The organism is Streptomyces pactum (assembly GCF_002005225.1).
Taxonomy (GTDB): Bacteria; Actinomycetota; Actinomycetes; order Streptomycetales; family Streptomycetaceae; genus Streptomyces; species Streptomyces pactum_A.
Genome location: NZ_CP019724.1, coordinates 4,493,910 through 4,505,823, shown reverse-complemented (window position 1 = coordinate 4,505,823; position 11,914 = coordinate 4,493,910). Strand labels below are relative to the sequence as shown.

The 11,914-nt window shown below is 71.6% G+C and carries 11 protein-coding genes and 1 tRNA gene; 4 read left to right on the top strand and 8 right to left on the bottom strand.

Annotated elements, in window-relative coordinates:
* Positions 1–2 precede the first annotated feature (2 nt).
* Positions 3–581, bottom strand: coding sequence for a TetR family transcriptional regulator (locus tag B1H29_RS19075; protein WP_055422051.1), 579 nt, complete (start codon positions 579–581; stop codon positions 3–5).
* A gap of 134 nt (positions 582–715) precedes the next feature.
* Between B1H29_RS19075 and B1H29_RS19070 the strand changes: the two genes are divergently transcribed.
* Positions 716–1,951 carry an MFS transporter gene (locus B1H29_RS19070; RefSeq protein WP_055422052.1) on the top strand — a complete coding sequence of 412 codons (1,236 nt, stop codon included), beginning with the start codon at positions 716–718 and terminating at the stop codon, positions 1,949–1,951.
* Positions 1,952–2,189: 238 nt separating this feature from the next.
* Here B1H29_RS19070 and B1H29_RS19065 read toward each other — a convergent pair whose 3' ends face one another.
* The 3 genes from B1H29_RS19065 to B1H29_RS19050 all read right to left on the bottom strand — a co-directional run bounded on the left by B1H29_RS19065 (position 2,190) and on the right by B1H29_RS19050 (position 5,377).
* Positions 2,190–3,866 carry a long-chain fatty acid--CoA ligase gene (locus B1H29_RS19065; protein WP_055422053.1) on the bottom strand — a complete coding sequence of 559 codons (1,677 nt, stop codon included), beginning with the start codon at positions 3,864–3,866 and terminating at the stop codon, positions 2,190–2,192.
* A gap of 140 nt (positions 3,867–4,006) precedes the next feature.
* Positions 4,007–4,576: a SigE family RNA polymerase sigma factor gene (locus B1H29_RS19060; protein ID WP_055422054.1), complete on the bottom strand. Its 570-nt coding sequence runs from the start codon at positions 4,574–4,576 to the stop codon at positions 4,007–4,009.
* A gap of 474 nt (positions 4,577–5,050) precedes the next feature.
* Positions 5,051–5,377 carry a hypothetical protein gene (locus B1H29_RS19050; protein ID WP_055422055.1) on the bottom strand — a complete coding sequence of 109 codons (327 nt, stop codon included), beginning with the start codon at positions 5,375–5,377 and terminating at the stop codon, positions 5,051–5,053.
* Positions 5,378–5,763: 386 nt separating this feature from the next.
* On the opposite strand from B1H29_RS19050, the gene B1H29_RS19045 reads away from it, so the two are divergent.
* Both B1H29_RS19045 and B1H29_RS19040 read left to right on the top strand, forming a co-directional pair.
* Positions 5,764–6,630, top strand: a complete 867-nt coding sequence (locus tag B1H29_RS19045; protein WP_055422056.1) for a bifunctional DNA primase/polymerase — start codon at positions 5,764–5,766, stop codon at positions 6,628–6,630.
* A 123-nt stretch (positions 6,631–6,753) separates the two neighbouring features.
* On the top strand, positions 6,754–7,212 hold the full coding sequence (locus B1H29_RS19040) for a hypothetical protein (protein WP_055422057.1): 459 nt from the start codon (positions 6,754–6,756) through the stop codon (positions 7,210–7,212).
* A gap of 14 nt (positions 7,213–7,226) precedes the next feature.
* Here B1H29_RS19040 and B1H29_RS19035 read toward each other — a convergent pair whose 3' ends face one another.
* Both B1H29_RS19035 and B1H29_RS19030 read right to left on the bottom strand, forming a co-directional pair.
* Positions 7,227–7,550, bottom strand: a complete 324-nt coding sequence (locus tag B1H29_RS19035; protein ID WP_055422058.1) for a hypothetical protein — start codon at positions 7,548–7,550, stop codon at positions 7,227–7,229.
* Positions 7,551–7,646: 96 nt separating this feature from the next.
* On the bottom strand, positions 7,647–8,339 hold the full coding sequence (locus tag B1H29_RS19030; protein ID WP_055422059.1) for a DJ-1/PfpI family protein: 693 nt from the start codon (positions 8,337–8,339) through the stop codon (positions 7,647–7,649).
* Positions 8,340–8,670: 331 nt separating this feature from the next.
* On the opposite strand from B1H29_RS19030, the gene B1H29_RS19025 reads away from it, so the two are divergent.
* Complete coding sequence (locus B1H29_RS19025) at positions 8,671–9,885, top strand: hypothetical protein (RefSeq protein ID WP_055422060.1); 1,215 nt, start codon at positions 8,671–8,673, stop codon at positions 9,883–9,885.
* Positions 9,886–10,089: 204 nt separating this feature from the next.
* Here the strand turns inward: B1H29_RS19025 and B1H29_RS19020 are convergent.
* Both B1H29_RS19020 and B1H29_RS19015 read right to left on the bottom strand, forming a co-directional pair.
* Positions 10,090–10,174, bottom strand: a tRNA-Ser gene (locus tag B1H29_RS19020).
* A gap of 63 nt (positions 10,175–10,237) precedes the next feature.
* On the bottom strand, positions 10,238–11,800 hold the full coding sequence (locus tag B1H29_RS19015; protein ID WP_055422061.1) for a S1C family serine protease: 1,563 nt from the start codon (positions 11,798–11,800) through the stop codon (positions 10,238–10,240).
* Positions 11,801–11,914 lie beyond the last annotated feature (114 nt).

Genomic DNA, 11,914 nt, shown 5'->3' with positions numbered 1-11,914 from the left:
CGCTACCCGTCGACGATCCTGCGCGCCGCCGTCTTGATCGAGGCGCGCAGGCGGTCGGCGTCGGTGTCCTCACCGCCGACCAGGATGCGCTTCATCTGCGGCACGACGGACGCCCAGTTGGTCATCGCGACCAGCAGGAAGAGGAGGTCGGGCGCCGGGATGGCGTCGGTGATCACGCCGCGTGCCTGGCCGTCCCGCACGGCGGCGACCTTGCGGGCGTAGTGATCCTGGCGTTCGGCCTCGTGGGGCAGCTCGGCGGTGCCGTACTCCATGCCCTCCCAGAAGAGGAGGCGCAGCAGCTCGGGGTGGGCGGCGTGATAGTCCAGCAGGCGGTCGACCCAGCCCTCGACGTCGTCCGGGTCGAAGGGGACGGAGATCGCGAGGTCGAGCATCTTCTTCTCGAGGACCGAGGCGAACAGCTCGCTCTTGTTGCCGTAGTAGGCGTAGATGAGCTGCTTGTTGGCCCTGGCCTCGGCCGCGATGCGGTCGATGCGGGCGCCCGCGATGCCGTAGCGGGCGAATTCGGCGACCGCGGCCTCGAAGATCCGGGCCTTGGTGGCCTCGGGGTCCCTTGCTGCCATGGGGACAGGGTAGCCGGACGGACGCTGTAACCAACTGGTTGGTTGACAGGGCCGGGAATGCGGACGAGACTCCCCGGGTTGGTTCCAACCAACCAGTTAGTTGCTAGTGCGTACTCGAAGGGGTCGCCCCGCCCATGCCGTCACCGTCAGCAGCCTCGCCGGCCGCGTCCCGGAGCGCGGACCGCACCGCGCGCCCGCTGCGACAGGAGCCGTCCGCCTCCTCCCGCCTCTTCCTCCCCCTGATCGCCGTCTGCACCGCCGTCACGGCGGCCAACATCTACCTCGCGGCCCCGCTGCTTCCCCTCATCGCCCGCGACTTCGGCTCCACCCCTTCGGCGGTCGCCTGGCTCGCCTCGGTCGCGCAGTTCGGGTACGCGGCCGGTCTGCTCTTCTTCGCCCCGCTCGGGGACAACGTGAACCGGCGCCGCCTCGTCGCCGTCCTCGCACTGGTCGCCGCGGCGGCCCTGGTCGCCGGCGCCGCGTCGGGCGGGACCGGCGCGCTCGCGGGCGCCGTCCTGATCGCCTCGGCCGCGACCGTCGTACCGCAGCTTTTGGTCCCGCTGGTCGCCGAGCGCGCGCCCGCCGGCCGCCGGGCCCGGCACGTGGCGGCCGTCATCGCCGGCCTGTTCACCGGAGTGGTGGCGGCCCGTGTGCTCGGCGGGCTGGTCGGGCAGGCCTTCGGCTGGCGCGTGGTGTTCGTGGGCGCGGCCGTCCTGACCGCCGTACTGGGCCTGGCGACCGCGTACATACTGCCCGCGCAGCGGCGGCGTCGTGCGGGCTCGCTGTTCGCCGGGCTCGCCGCACTGCCCGGTGTGGTGCGCCGTTCGCCGGACCTGTGGCGCGCCTGCGTGCGCCAGGCGGGGATGTACGGCGCCTGGAGCGCCCTGTGGACCTCGCTGGCGCTGCTCCTGGCCGGGGACGAGGGGTACGGCATGACCACCGCCGCGGCCGGGCTGTTCGGCCTTTTCGGGCTCGCGGCGAGTGTCGTCGCGCCGCTCGCGGGCGGCCTGGTCGACCGGTTCGGCGCCGCGAAGGTCGTACGGTCCGCTTACCTGCTCGCCGCCGTGTCGGTGCCGCTGTTCTGGCTGGGCGGGCAGGCGATGGCCGCCCTGTGCGCGGCGGCGGTGCTGGTGCACGCCGCCCTGGTCGCCTCCCACGTCGCCAACCAGACCCTCGCCCTGACCACCACCTCCGCTCCGGCCACCGCCAACACGGCGTACGTCGTGTCCGGCTTCGCGGGCGGCGCCCTGGCCTCGGCCCTCGCGGGGCCCGCCTACGGCCACTGGGGCTGGGGCGGGGTCTGCGCGGTGGCGGGGGCGTGGCTGGTACTGGGGTGGGCGGCGACGGCCGTGCGAAGCGGTAAACCGTAAGCGGTAAACCGTGAACCCGTAAGCGGTAAGCGGTAAGCGGTAAGCGGTAAGCGGTAAGCGGTAAGCGGTAGGAACGGTGTGCGCGGAGGCCGGTTGCTCGTACGCCGGGCGGGGGGCTCCGCCCGGCGTACGAGCGTCGGTTGTGCCGTTGTGCCGTTGTGCCGGTCGCGCCGGTCGCGCCGGTCGCGTCGATCGCGTCGATCGCGTCGATCGCGTCTGTTGCCGTCGGCCGCGTCGCTCAGAGCCGCGTGATGTCCAGCCCGCCGTCGGCGTACTGCCTGCGCAGCACCTTCTTGTCGAACTTGCCCACGCTCGTCTTCGGCACCGCCTCGATGACCGTCCAGCGCTCCGGGAGCTGCCACTTGGCGATCTTGCCGTCCTCGGCGAGGAAGACGCGCAGCTCCTCGAAGCCGACGCTCGCGCCCTCCTTGAGGACGACGGTGGCCAGTGGACGCTCGCCCCACTTGTCGTCGGGGACGGCGACCACGGCGGCCTCGGCGACGTCCGGGTGGGACATCAGGGCGTTCTCCAGCTCGACGGAGGAGATCCACTCGCCGCCGGACTTGATGACGTCCTTGGCGCGGTCGGTGAGGGTGAGGAAGCCGTCGGGGGAGATGGTGCCGACGTCGCCGGTCTTCAGCCAGCCGTCCTCGCTGAACTTGTCGGCGGGGCGCAGCGGCTCGGCGCCGGGGCCGTTGTAGTAGGCGGCGGCGATCCAGTTGCCGCGGACCTCCAGCTCACCGGCGGACTCGCCGTCCCAGGGCAGGCGCTCGCCGCCGGGGCCGGTGAGGCGGGCCTCGACACCGGCCGGGAAGCGGCCCTGGGTGAGACGGTAGGCGAACTCCTCCGGCGTGCCGACCGCGTGGGCCGGCGGGCGGGCGATGGTGCCGAGCGGGGAGGTCTCCGTCATGCCCCAGGCGTGGCAGACCCGCATGCCGAGCGCGTCGAACGCCTCCATCAGTGAGGGCGGGCAGGCGGAGCCGCCGATGGTGACCTGGGTGAGGGACGAGACGTCCCGGGGCTTGGCGGTCAGCTCGGCGAGCAGGCCCTGCCAGATGGTGGGGACGGCGGCGGCGTGCGTCGGCTTCTCGCTCTCGATCATCTCGGCGAGCGGGGCCGGCTGGAGGAAGCGGTCCGGCATCAGCATGTTCACGCCGGTCATGAAGGTGGCGTGCGGCAGCCCCCACGCGTTGACGTGGAACTGCGGGACCACGACCAGCGAGGTGTCCTCGTCGGTCAGGCCCATCGACTGCGCCATGTTGACCTGCATGGAGTGCAGGTAGATGGAGCGGTGGCTGTAGACCACGCCCTTGGGGTCGCCGGTGGTGCCGGAGGTGTAGCACATGGCGGCGGCGGCCCGCTCGTCCAGCTCGGGCCAGTCGTACGCGGTCGGCTTCCCGGCGATCAGGTCCTCGTACTCGTGCACCCGGACGGACGCCTCGGCCAGCAGGGAGCGGTCGCCCGGGCCGGTGACGACGACGTGCTCGACCGACTTCAGGTGCGGCAGCAGCGGGGCGAGCAGCGGCAGCAGCGAACCGTTGGCGATGACGACGCGGTCGGCCGCGTGGTTCACGATCCAGACGAGCTGCTCGGGCGGGAGGCGGAGATTGAGGGTGTGCAGGATCGCGCCCATGGACGGGATCGCGAAGTAGGCCTCGACATGCTCCGCGTTGTTCCAGGCGAGAGTCGCGACGCGTTCGTCGCCCTGGACGCCGAGGTCCTCGCGCAGGGCGTGCGCCAGTTGCGCGGCGCGGGCGCCGATCTCGGCGAAGGAGCGGCGGTGCGGCTCGTCCTCACCGGTCCAGGTGGTCACCTGGGAGCTGCCGTGGATCGTCGATCCGTGGGTCAGGATCCTCGATATCAGCAGCGGTACGTCCTGCATCGTGCTCAGCACGGTGTCCTCCCGGGGCGACATTGCCTACGCGGCGGCAAGGGTTGCGCTGATTCTGCGCACATACCGCGCGGTATGTCACTACTCCCGGGTGATCGATCAGTGCGGTCTGCCCGGCGAAGTGTCCGACAGGGGCACCCGCCGACGCTCCGCGGACCGGTTCGTCACCGGACGATCCCCAGCTCAGGGTCGTCACGGAGCTTGCCGAGCGCCCGGGACACCGCCGACTTCACCGTGCCCACGGAAACTCCGAGCACTTCGGCCGTCTGGGCCTCACTGAGGTCCTCGTAGTACCTGAGGACGACCATCGCACGCTGCCGGGCGGGCAGCTTCATGATCGCCCGCCACATCGCGTCGTGCAGGGCCTGCCGCTCCGCCGGGTCGTCGCCGGCGGGTACGTGCTCCGGCTCCGGCAGCTCGTCGCAGGCGAACTCGTCGACCTTGCGCTTGCGCCACTGCGACGTCCGGGTGTTCAGCAGCGCCCGGCGCACATAACCGTCCAGCGCCCGGTGGTCCTCGATGCGCTCCCAGGCCACGTACGTCTTGGTGAGCGCGGTCTGCAGCAGGTCCTCGGCGTCGCTCGGGTTCGCGGTCAGCGACCGGGCGGTACGCAGCAGCACCGGCTGGCGGGCCTTCACATACGACGAGAACGACGGATACGGGAAGGTCTGCGCCCTTGCCGTGGCCATGGCTGTGGCGGCGTTCGAAGCGCTGGTGCAGACAGGTGCGGTCATGACTCAACGCTATGAGCGAGGGGGCGTCCGGCGGATCGGCCGTAGGTGCCGAAGCAGAGTCCGCCTCAGGTTGTAGGGGTGGTGCCGGCTGCACCTCCTGTAGGTGGACGAGGCGAGGAGCGGGCCTGCGGGTTCGCCCCTGGGGGGTCGCCCGAGGCCTCACCCCGGAGGCTGCCCGCGACCTCCCCCGACGGCAGCCCGAGGCTTCCCCCGACGGCGACCCGAGACCTCCCCCGACGGCTGCCCAAGGCCTGCCTCGACTGCCGCCCGAGACCTCCCCTGACGGCTGCCCAAGGCCTGCCTCGGCTGCCGCCCGACGCCTCCCCCGGCTGCCGCCCGACGCCTCCCCGACGCGAAAACGCCTGGGCGGCGATACCGGAGTACCGCCGCCCAGGCGCCTTGCGACCCCATGAAGCACACCCGCACGAAGACCGAGGGACCGGCGCGGGAGCGCACCCGCGCCGGTCCCTCAGCTCACCACCACAGCGGGGTGAAGCTGACGGCCACGTTCTCGTTGCCCTGATTGATCGCCGTGAACGCGGAGCCGTCGACCTGCGCGGTGTTGCTCTGGTTCGAGGCCCCCGAGCCGACCGCCTGCTGCTGCGTGGTCGACGAGTTGCCGTTGTTGTCGTCGCCGACACCGCTGCCGATGACGCCGGCGAAGGCCTCCGAAGCGGTCGCGTTCGATCCGCCGTCCGCGATGGCACCGTTGTCCGCCGTCGCCGCGCCGCCGAAGAGGGCGGCGGCGAGTGGGAGGGCGGCGACGGCGGCAACGACGCGGGCGGTACGGATGCTTGCCATGTTGTTCCTCCAGAACAAGTGCGCACCGGCCTGCGGCCGACAACGCGAGAAGTACGTGAAGTGGAGCTGCGATAGGGCTGAAGTGGAGCGTTCGCCAAGGCAGTCGGCCGACCGCCTCGACGCTGTGCACGACGTCGCGTGATCAGAATTGCCCACCGAATCCCCGGCGAACCACCCTGGAAGCCATGATTCGCCCTCAAGCGTGATGACAAGTCGATAAACCCCTTTGCTCCCCTTCCGTCCCAGCTCAGGACAGTGCGGACAGCTCCACCCCAAGCGCCGCAAGAGGTGAAGCGTTCCCGCACTTTTTCCGCGCAGCACCCCTCCCCGGCGCGTCGCACGCACCCACCCTTCCCTTTTTCGAACGTGCGTACGAAAATAGAGTCATGGCCACCACCGACCGGCAGGCCACGACGCTGGCCCTCGCACACGCACTGTCAGCCGCCGAACGCGGGCTGGCCGTCATCCCCCTGTCCCGGACGAAGCTCCCGGCCCTGCGCTCGCCCCACCGCGACGACCCGGCACCGTCCCCCTGCCACGGCGAGTGCGGCCGCTTCGGCCACGGGGTCTACGACGCCTCCACCGACCCCGCCCGCATCCGCGAACTGTTCGCCGCCGCACCCTGGGCGACGGGCTACGGGATCGCCTGCGGTCTGCCGCCGCACCACCTGATCGGCGTCGACCTGGACACGAAGCCGGAGGCGGACTCCTCGGCCGCCCTGCGCGAACTCGCCCTGCGCCACCTGTTCACGATCCCGCCCACCGTCGTCGTACTGACCCCGAGCGGAGGGCGCCACCTCTGGCTGAGCGGCCCGCCCGACCGCGTCGTCCCCAACTCGGCCGGCCGCCTCGCCCCCGGCATCGACATCCGCGGCGCCGGCGGCTACCTGGTGGGCCCCGGGTCCCGCACCCGGCACGGCGCGTACACCGCCGCGCCCGGCACGGCCCACCTCGCCCCCGCGGCCTGCCCGCCCGCCCTCCTGCGCCTCCTGCTCCCGCCGCCGCGCACACACCAGTCGGCCCTCGCTCCGGCGGGAGGGCACGGTCAGGGGCTCGTGCAGTTCGTCCTCGCCGCCCACGAGGGCCAGCGCAACACCCGCCTGTTCTGGGCCGCCTGCCGCGCCTACGAGGACGGCATCGGCCCCGCCCTGGTGGACCCCCTGGTGGAGGCGGCCCTCAACACCGGGCTGAGCGAACGCGAGGCCCGCGCCACGATCGCGTCAGCGGCCCGCATGACCGGCCACCATCCCTGACCCACCCGCCAGACGTGACGCGAGATCACCGCCCCGTCCCTCACCCCGCCCCCGGTCCTCGCCCCGGAACCCGCCCCGGCCCCCTCGGCACGAAACCCGAGAGCCGAAAGCCGAAAGCCCCTCATGCACGACCGCTCCAGAGTGCCGACCATGGCGCTGACCCGGGTCGTCCTGTCCTGCGGCCGCAGCGTCGAGCTCGCCGAGCTGCGGCTCACACCGACGTACGGCGGCCTGCTGGAGGACTACCCCTGCCGCCCGGTCAACGACCTGCGCGTCAAGGCCCTCCTGCACACCGCCGAGCAGATGTCCCCCACCACACCGGTGCACCTCGTGCCGCCACCTCGCGAGTACCCGCACCAGTACGCGGGCGCCTTCGGCCCCGTCGAGCTACTGCCGCGCGTGGCCTGCGTGGGCCGCTTCTCCTCCACCGTCCTCGACCCGTCCAACGACCCGGTGCGCTATCGCTCCGGACTGACCGTCATCTGGTTCCAGCCCACCACGGCCGTCCCGGGCCCCTGCGACACCCAAGCCCCGCTGCGGGACGTCGACTGGGCTGCGCTGGCTAAGGACTTCGAACTCTAGGACCAGTCCCCCGATCAATCCGACCGGCCACCCGCCCGTAGGGCCCGGCGCTCGCCGCTGACCTTGGAGGCGGGCAGCCGTCCCGCCTTGGAGCTCCCCGCGAGGCTGTCGCCGTCGACCGTCACGTCGAAGACCAGGTTCAGGCGCACCGGTTTGGTGATGGCCTGCCTCCAGGTGAGCCGGTCGCCGTCGAGGACGACATCGCCGAGCGGTACTTCCTCGCCCGCCCCGTGGGCGGTCCCGACGAGGACACCGTCCTCGCGCCGGAACTCGGCGACGGCCGTGATCCTGCCGATGGGGGTGGACATGGACAGATCCCAGATTCCTTCGACGGACATGCCGATGCGCTTCCTGACGTCGTGTGATGCGAGCAGAGTGAGGGTGAGAAGGAGAAGGAGAAGAAGAGAGGAGAGAACAGAGAGGAGGCCGTCGGGTCAGAACCGGGCGGGCTCCGGCCCCTTGTCGCGCCAGACGGTGCCGCGGCGCTCATGGGCGAACAGCTCCTCGACGGCATGGGCGATGCGAGGGCCCACCTCGCGTTCCAGCAGGTACAGGCCCAGATCCAGTCCGGAGGTGACGCCGGCGCCGGTGACGAGGTCGCCGTCGTCGACGACGCGGGCGCTCACCGCGTGGACGCCGGTGGCGTCGAGCATGTCCAGGCCCAAGTGGTGCGTGGTGGCGTGGCGTCCCTCCAGCAGGCCGGCCATGGCCAGGACGAGCGAGCCGCCGCAGACCGCGCCGACGGTCACGTCGGGATTTCCCATCGCCGCCTTCAGCAGCACCGGCAGCTCGGTGGTGAGGGTGCGGCCCAGCAGCACCGGGATGGACTCGTCCCGCTGTCCCTGCCCGGCCGCCCCCGCGTCGCCCCCGTGGTCCTCGCCGGGTTCCCCGACGCGCCCCGACGCCCCGGGGAGCAGGATCAGGCCGGGGCGGCCGGGATCGAGGGCGGCGGTGGCACGCAGCACCAGCCCGTTCGTACCGCTGACCACCTCCCGCGGCCCTTCAGCGGAGACCAGTTCAGCGGTCACCGCGCCCGGGGAGGCGGTGCCGCCGGCGCACAGCACCTCGTACGGGGCGATGACATCGAGCGGATCGAAGCCGTCGAACAGGACGATCTGGGCGTGCATGGGCGGGCCCTTCGTAAGCGAGAAGTCCGGCCTGTGCCGGGTGCGCCCCGAACGTAACGCGCCGCCACCCCACCTCCCAGTGGCAGTAGTGCCACCCTCCAACGGCATACCGCCAGCGGCCGAGGCAGCACCTCCGACCTGCGCAAAAGCGCTACTCCTTACGATCGGCCCTGGTCCTGTGAACCAGCCCCGCACTCCCTTCCAGCCATCGCGCGCCGGCGTACCCGGGATGCGGAAAGCCCGTCCACGCTGCGGTTCAGGCCCGCCACCGGGTCTGACCAACGGGACAGAAGGGTCTCTTCCGCCGCCGGCGGACCGGTAGCCTTCCACTGTGACCGACATCACCTCAGCCAGTCGGGCAGGGACGAGCGCGGCCCGTACCGGTTGGTTTCTCTGGCGCGTCTTCAAACAGCGCCGCTGGTTCCAGTACCTGCAGTACCAAGCCGTGGTGAGCGCCCTGCTGTTCCACGACGACCCGGACCAACCGACACCACCCCGGGTCAACGAGGCCGCGCGGCGCCTGTGCGAGATCCTCGACACGATCGCCGTTCCCATGGAGGCGCGGGGCGGCCTTCTCAACAAGTGGGCACGCTGGTTCCGGGAGAAGATCACCCACGGCGTCCGCTACCCGCGCCACGAGGGGCCTGCCAGACACACCTACTACGAGCGGCTGCGCGACTGGGCGCAGGCCGCCGCGCGGACCGAAGAGGGCGACGCGGCCCTGGACTACGCGAGATTCCCGTCAGGAGACGACCGCGCCCGCCTGTTCGCCGCCAGGGTGGTGGCGAAGACGTCCGGACTGCTCCTGAGCCACGACCTGCCCGACGGAATGAACCGGCTCCGCGAGAACATGGCGGCGGAGATCCACCAGGACCGCACCTGGACCCAGGAGGCGGCCGCCCACCGACGGCTCATGGTGGTGGCGCGGTCGGCCGGTGCCGGTCTGGCCTCCACCCTCCTGTTCGACGTGGGATTCAGCCAGGAGCTCTCCGGCTCGCTCACCATGGGCGGTCTCGCCGCCGCGTCCACGGCGGTCGCCGAGGTCACCAGTGGTGGCTTCGGGGGACTCAGCGAACAGATGAAGGCCGCTCGGCGTCAGACCCGCGCCTGGCTGTCCACGCTCTCCATCTGGCTCCTCCGGTACGTGACATGGTCCGAGGAGGCGACCGGGCAACGCCCCGGCGGCGACGGGCCGGAACTCCACGAGCTCGTCGACATCGTCAACGCGCTCAGGTCGGAGGAGGCCGGGCTCGAGCCCCCGGGGGACATCGGGTTGGTCAAGGACCACCTGGACCGCCTGATCGAGGTGGCCAACAGAGTGGGGGACCAGGATCTCGAGACGGCGTTGATGAACCTGCAGACCGCGGTCATCTACGACCCCGCGGAGATCCTCAACCCCCTGACGGCACTGATCACGATGGTCGACGGGGTCCCAGACGCCCCCGGACCGAAACCCGTCGCCCGCCCGGCCAGGCTCCCTCCGGCCCGCGGCTTCCCCCACCAGCACGGCCAGAGAGACCCACTGGCCGAGCCGGAACTCGACTGACCGAGCGGAGCACGGCGGGCCCATGGCACCAGTGCTCCCCCGCACCGCGGCGGCCCCGCCGAAAGCAGGGGTGGACAGCGAGAACACCGGCCCGTGTCCCCAAGCTTGTCAGCACCCGGGGCGACCACAGCGTAGCCCGCGCACGGACCCCGCGAGGACGACGGCCCCTGACCACAACACCTGGTCAGGGGCCGTTCATCACCGCGGTGGGTGTGGGATTTGAACCCACGGTGACTTGCGCCACGACGGTTTTCAAGACCGTTCCCTTAGGCCGCTCGGGCAACCCACCCACACGCCGGTCGTGATCGACGGCGCGGGACAAGGGTAGCGGGTCGGCGCGGGAGTACGCGGGTCAGTCGTCGCCGATCTTGGAGCCCAGGGTGAGTTCGGTCGTGCGCTCCTTGCCGGCGCGCTCGTAGGTGACCGTGACCTCGTCGCCCGGCTTGTGGGTCCAGATCTCGCCGATCAGGGTCGGGCCGCTGTCGATCACGCGGTCGTCGAGCTTGGTGATGACGTCGCCGGGCTTGAGGCCCGCGTCGGCGGCCGGGCCGCCTGGTTCGACGGGCTCGGAGCCGCCCACCCCCTGCTCGGTGAGCTTGGCGCCGTTCGTCGTCTCCTCCAGGGAGACGGAGGCGCCGATCTTCGCGTACACCGGCTTGCCGGTCTTGATCAACTGCTTGGCGACGAACTCGGCCTGGTTGATGGGGATGGCGAAGCCCAGGCCGATCGAGCCGGCCTGGCCGGTGCCGAAGCCGCCGTTGCTCGTGGACTGGATCGCGGAGTTGATCCCGATGACGTTGCCCTGGGCGTCCAGCAGCGGACCGCCGGAGTTGCCCGGGTTGATCGACGCGTCGGTCTGCAGGGCGCTCATGTAGGACGCCTTGCTGCCGCCACTGCCGTCACTGGAGGCCACGGGGCGGTTCTTGGCGCTGATGATGCCCGTCGTCACCGTGTTGGACAGGCCGAAGGGGGCGCCGATGGCGATCGTGGAGTCACCTACGGCTACCTTGTCGGAGTTGCCCAGGGGCAGCGGGTTCAGGTCCGAGGGGGCGTTGTCCAGCTTGATGACCGCCACGTCGTAGCCCTGTGCGTGGCCGACCACCTCGGCGGCGTACTTCTTGCCGTTGGGGAACGTCGCGCTGAGCTTGCCGCCGTCGACCGCCTCGGCCACCACGTGGTTGTTGGTGACGATGTGACCCTGCTTGTCGAAGACGAACCCGGTACCGGTGCCGCCCTCGCCGTTGCTGCCCTCGGCCTGGATGGTGACCGTGCTGGGCAGCGCCTCGGCCGCCACGCCGGCGACCGTGCCCGCATCACGCTTGACGGAACCGCCGGTGTCGGAGGCGGAGACCGTCGTGGAGCCGGACCCGTCGTTGTTCTTGGCCAGGGTGTAGCCGAGGCCGCCACCCAGGCCGCCCGCGACCAGCGCGGCGATCAGGAACGCGGCGACCACACCACCACGGCCGCGGCCCGACTTCGGCGCGGGCGGCTGGTACGAGGATCCCCAGCCGCCGGAGCCGTCACCACCTCCGCCACCGCCTCCGTACGAGGGGGTGCCCGGCGGCGGGGGCGGCGGCCAGGAGGCGTCGGGGGCGGAGTACCCCTGCGGCGCGGCCGGGCCGGGGGCGGGACCCGCGCCGTGGGACGGGGCCGTGCCCTGGGGAGTGGCGTGCTGCGGCGTGGGGGCCTGTCCGAAGCCGTGGTGCTGTGGCGGTCCCGAGGGCGCGGGGGACGACGGCTGGTCCGGGTGCGACGCGAGGGACGGCGGCTGGTCCGGGGACGACGGCTGGTCCGGGTGTGACGGCTGGTCCGGGTGCGGCGCGGCCGACTGGGCGGGGGCTGTGGGAGATTCCACCGGCACGGGAGGCGCGGACGGGGCCGGGGGTACCGCGGTGCCCTCGTTCTCGGTGCTCACAGCTTCTCTCCTCGTTCCACGGCTGTTTGTCGGTCACACTTCACACTCGTCGCGCTCAGCGCGCTGACGCGCTGCTCCACGGTCCGGCACGACGCGGATGTGCAGTGTTTTCGT

Coding starts and splice junctions, on each gene's coding strand:
- B1H29_RS19075 (WP_055422051.1), bottom strand. CDS start 581: ATGGCAGCAAGGGACCCCGAGGCCACCAAGGCCCGGATCTTCGAGGCC.
- B1H29_RS19070 (WP_055422052.1), top strand. CDS start 716: ATGCCGTCACCGTCAGCAGCCTCGCCGGCCGCGTCCCGGAGCGCGGAC.
- B1H29_RS19065 (WP_055422053.1), bottom strand. CDS start 3,866: ATGTCGCCCCGGGAGGACACCGTGCTGAGCACGATGCAGGACGTACCG.
- B1H29_RS19060 (WP_055422054.1), bottom strand. CDS start 4,576: ATGACCGCACCTGTCTGCACCAGCGCTTCGAACGCCGCCACAGCCATG.
- B1H29_RS19050 (WP_055422055.1), bottom strand. CDS start 5,377: ATGGCAAGCATCCGTACCGCCCGCGTCGTTGCCGCCGTCGCCGCCCTC.
- B1H29_RS19045 (WP_055422056.1), top strand. CDS start 5,764: ATGGCCACCACCGACCGGCAGGCCACGACGCTGGCCCTCGCACACGCA.
- B1H29_RS19040 (WP_055422057.1), top strand. CDS start 6,754: ATGCACGACCGCTCCAGAGTGCCGACCATGGCGCTGACCCGGGTCGTC.
- B1H29_RS19035 (WP_055422058.1), bottom strand. CDS start 7,550: ATGTCCGTCGAAGGAATCTGGGATCTGTCCATGTCCACCCCCATCGGC.
- B1H29_RS19030 (WP_055422059.1), bottom strand. CDS start 8,339: ATGCACGCCCAGATCGTCCTGTTCGACGGCTTCGATCCGCTCGATGTC.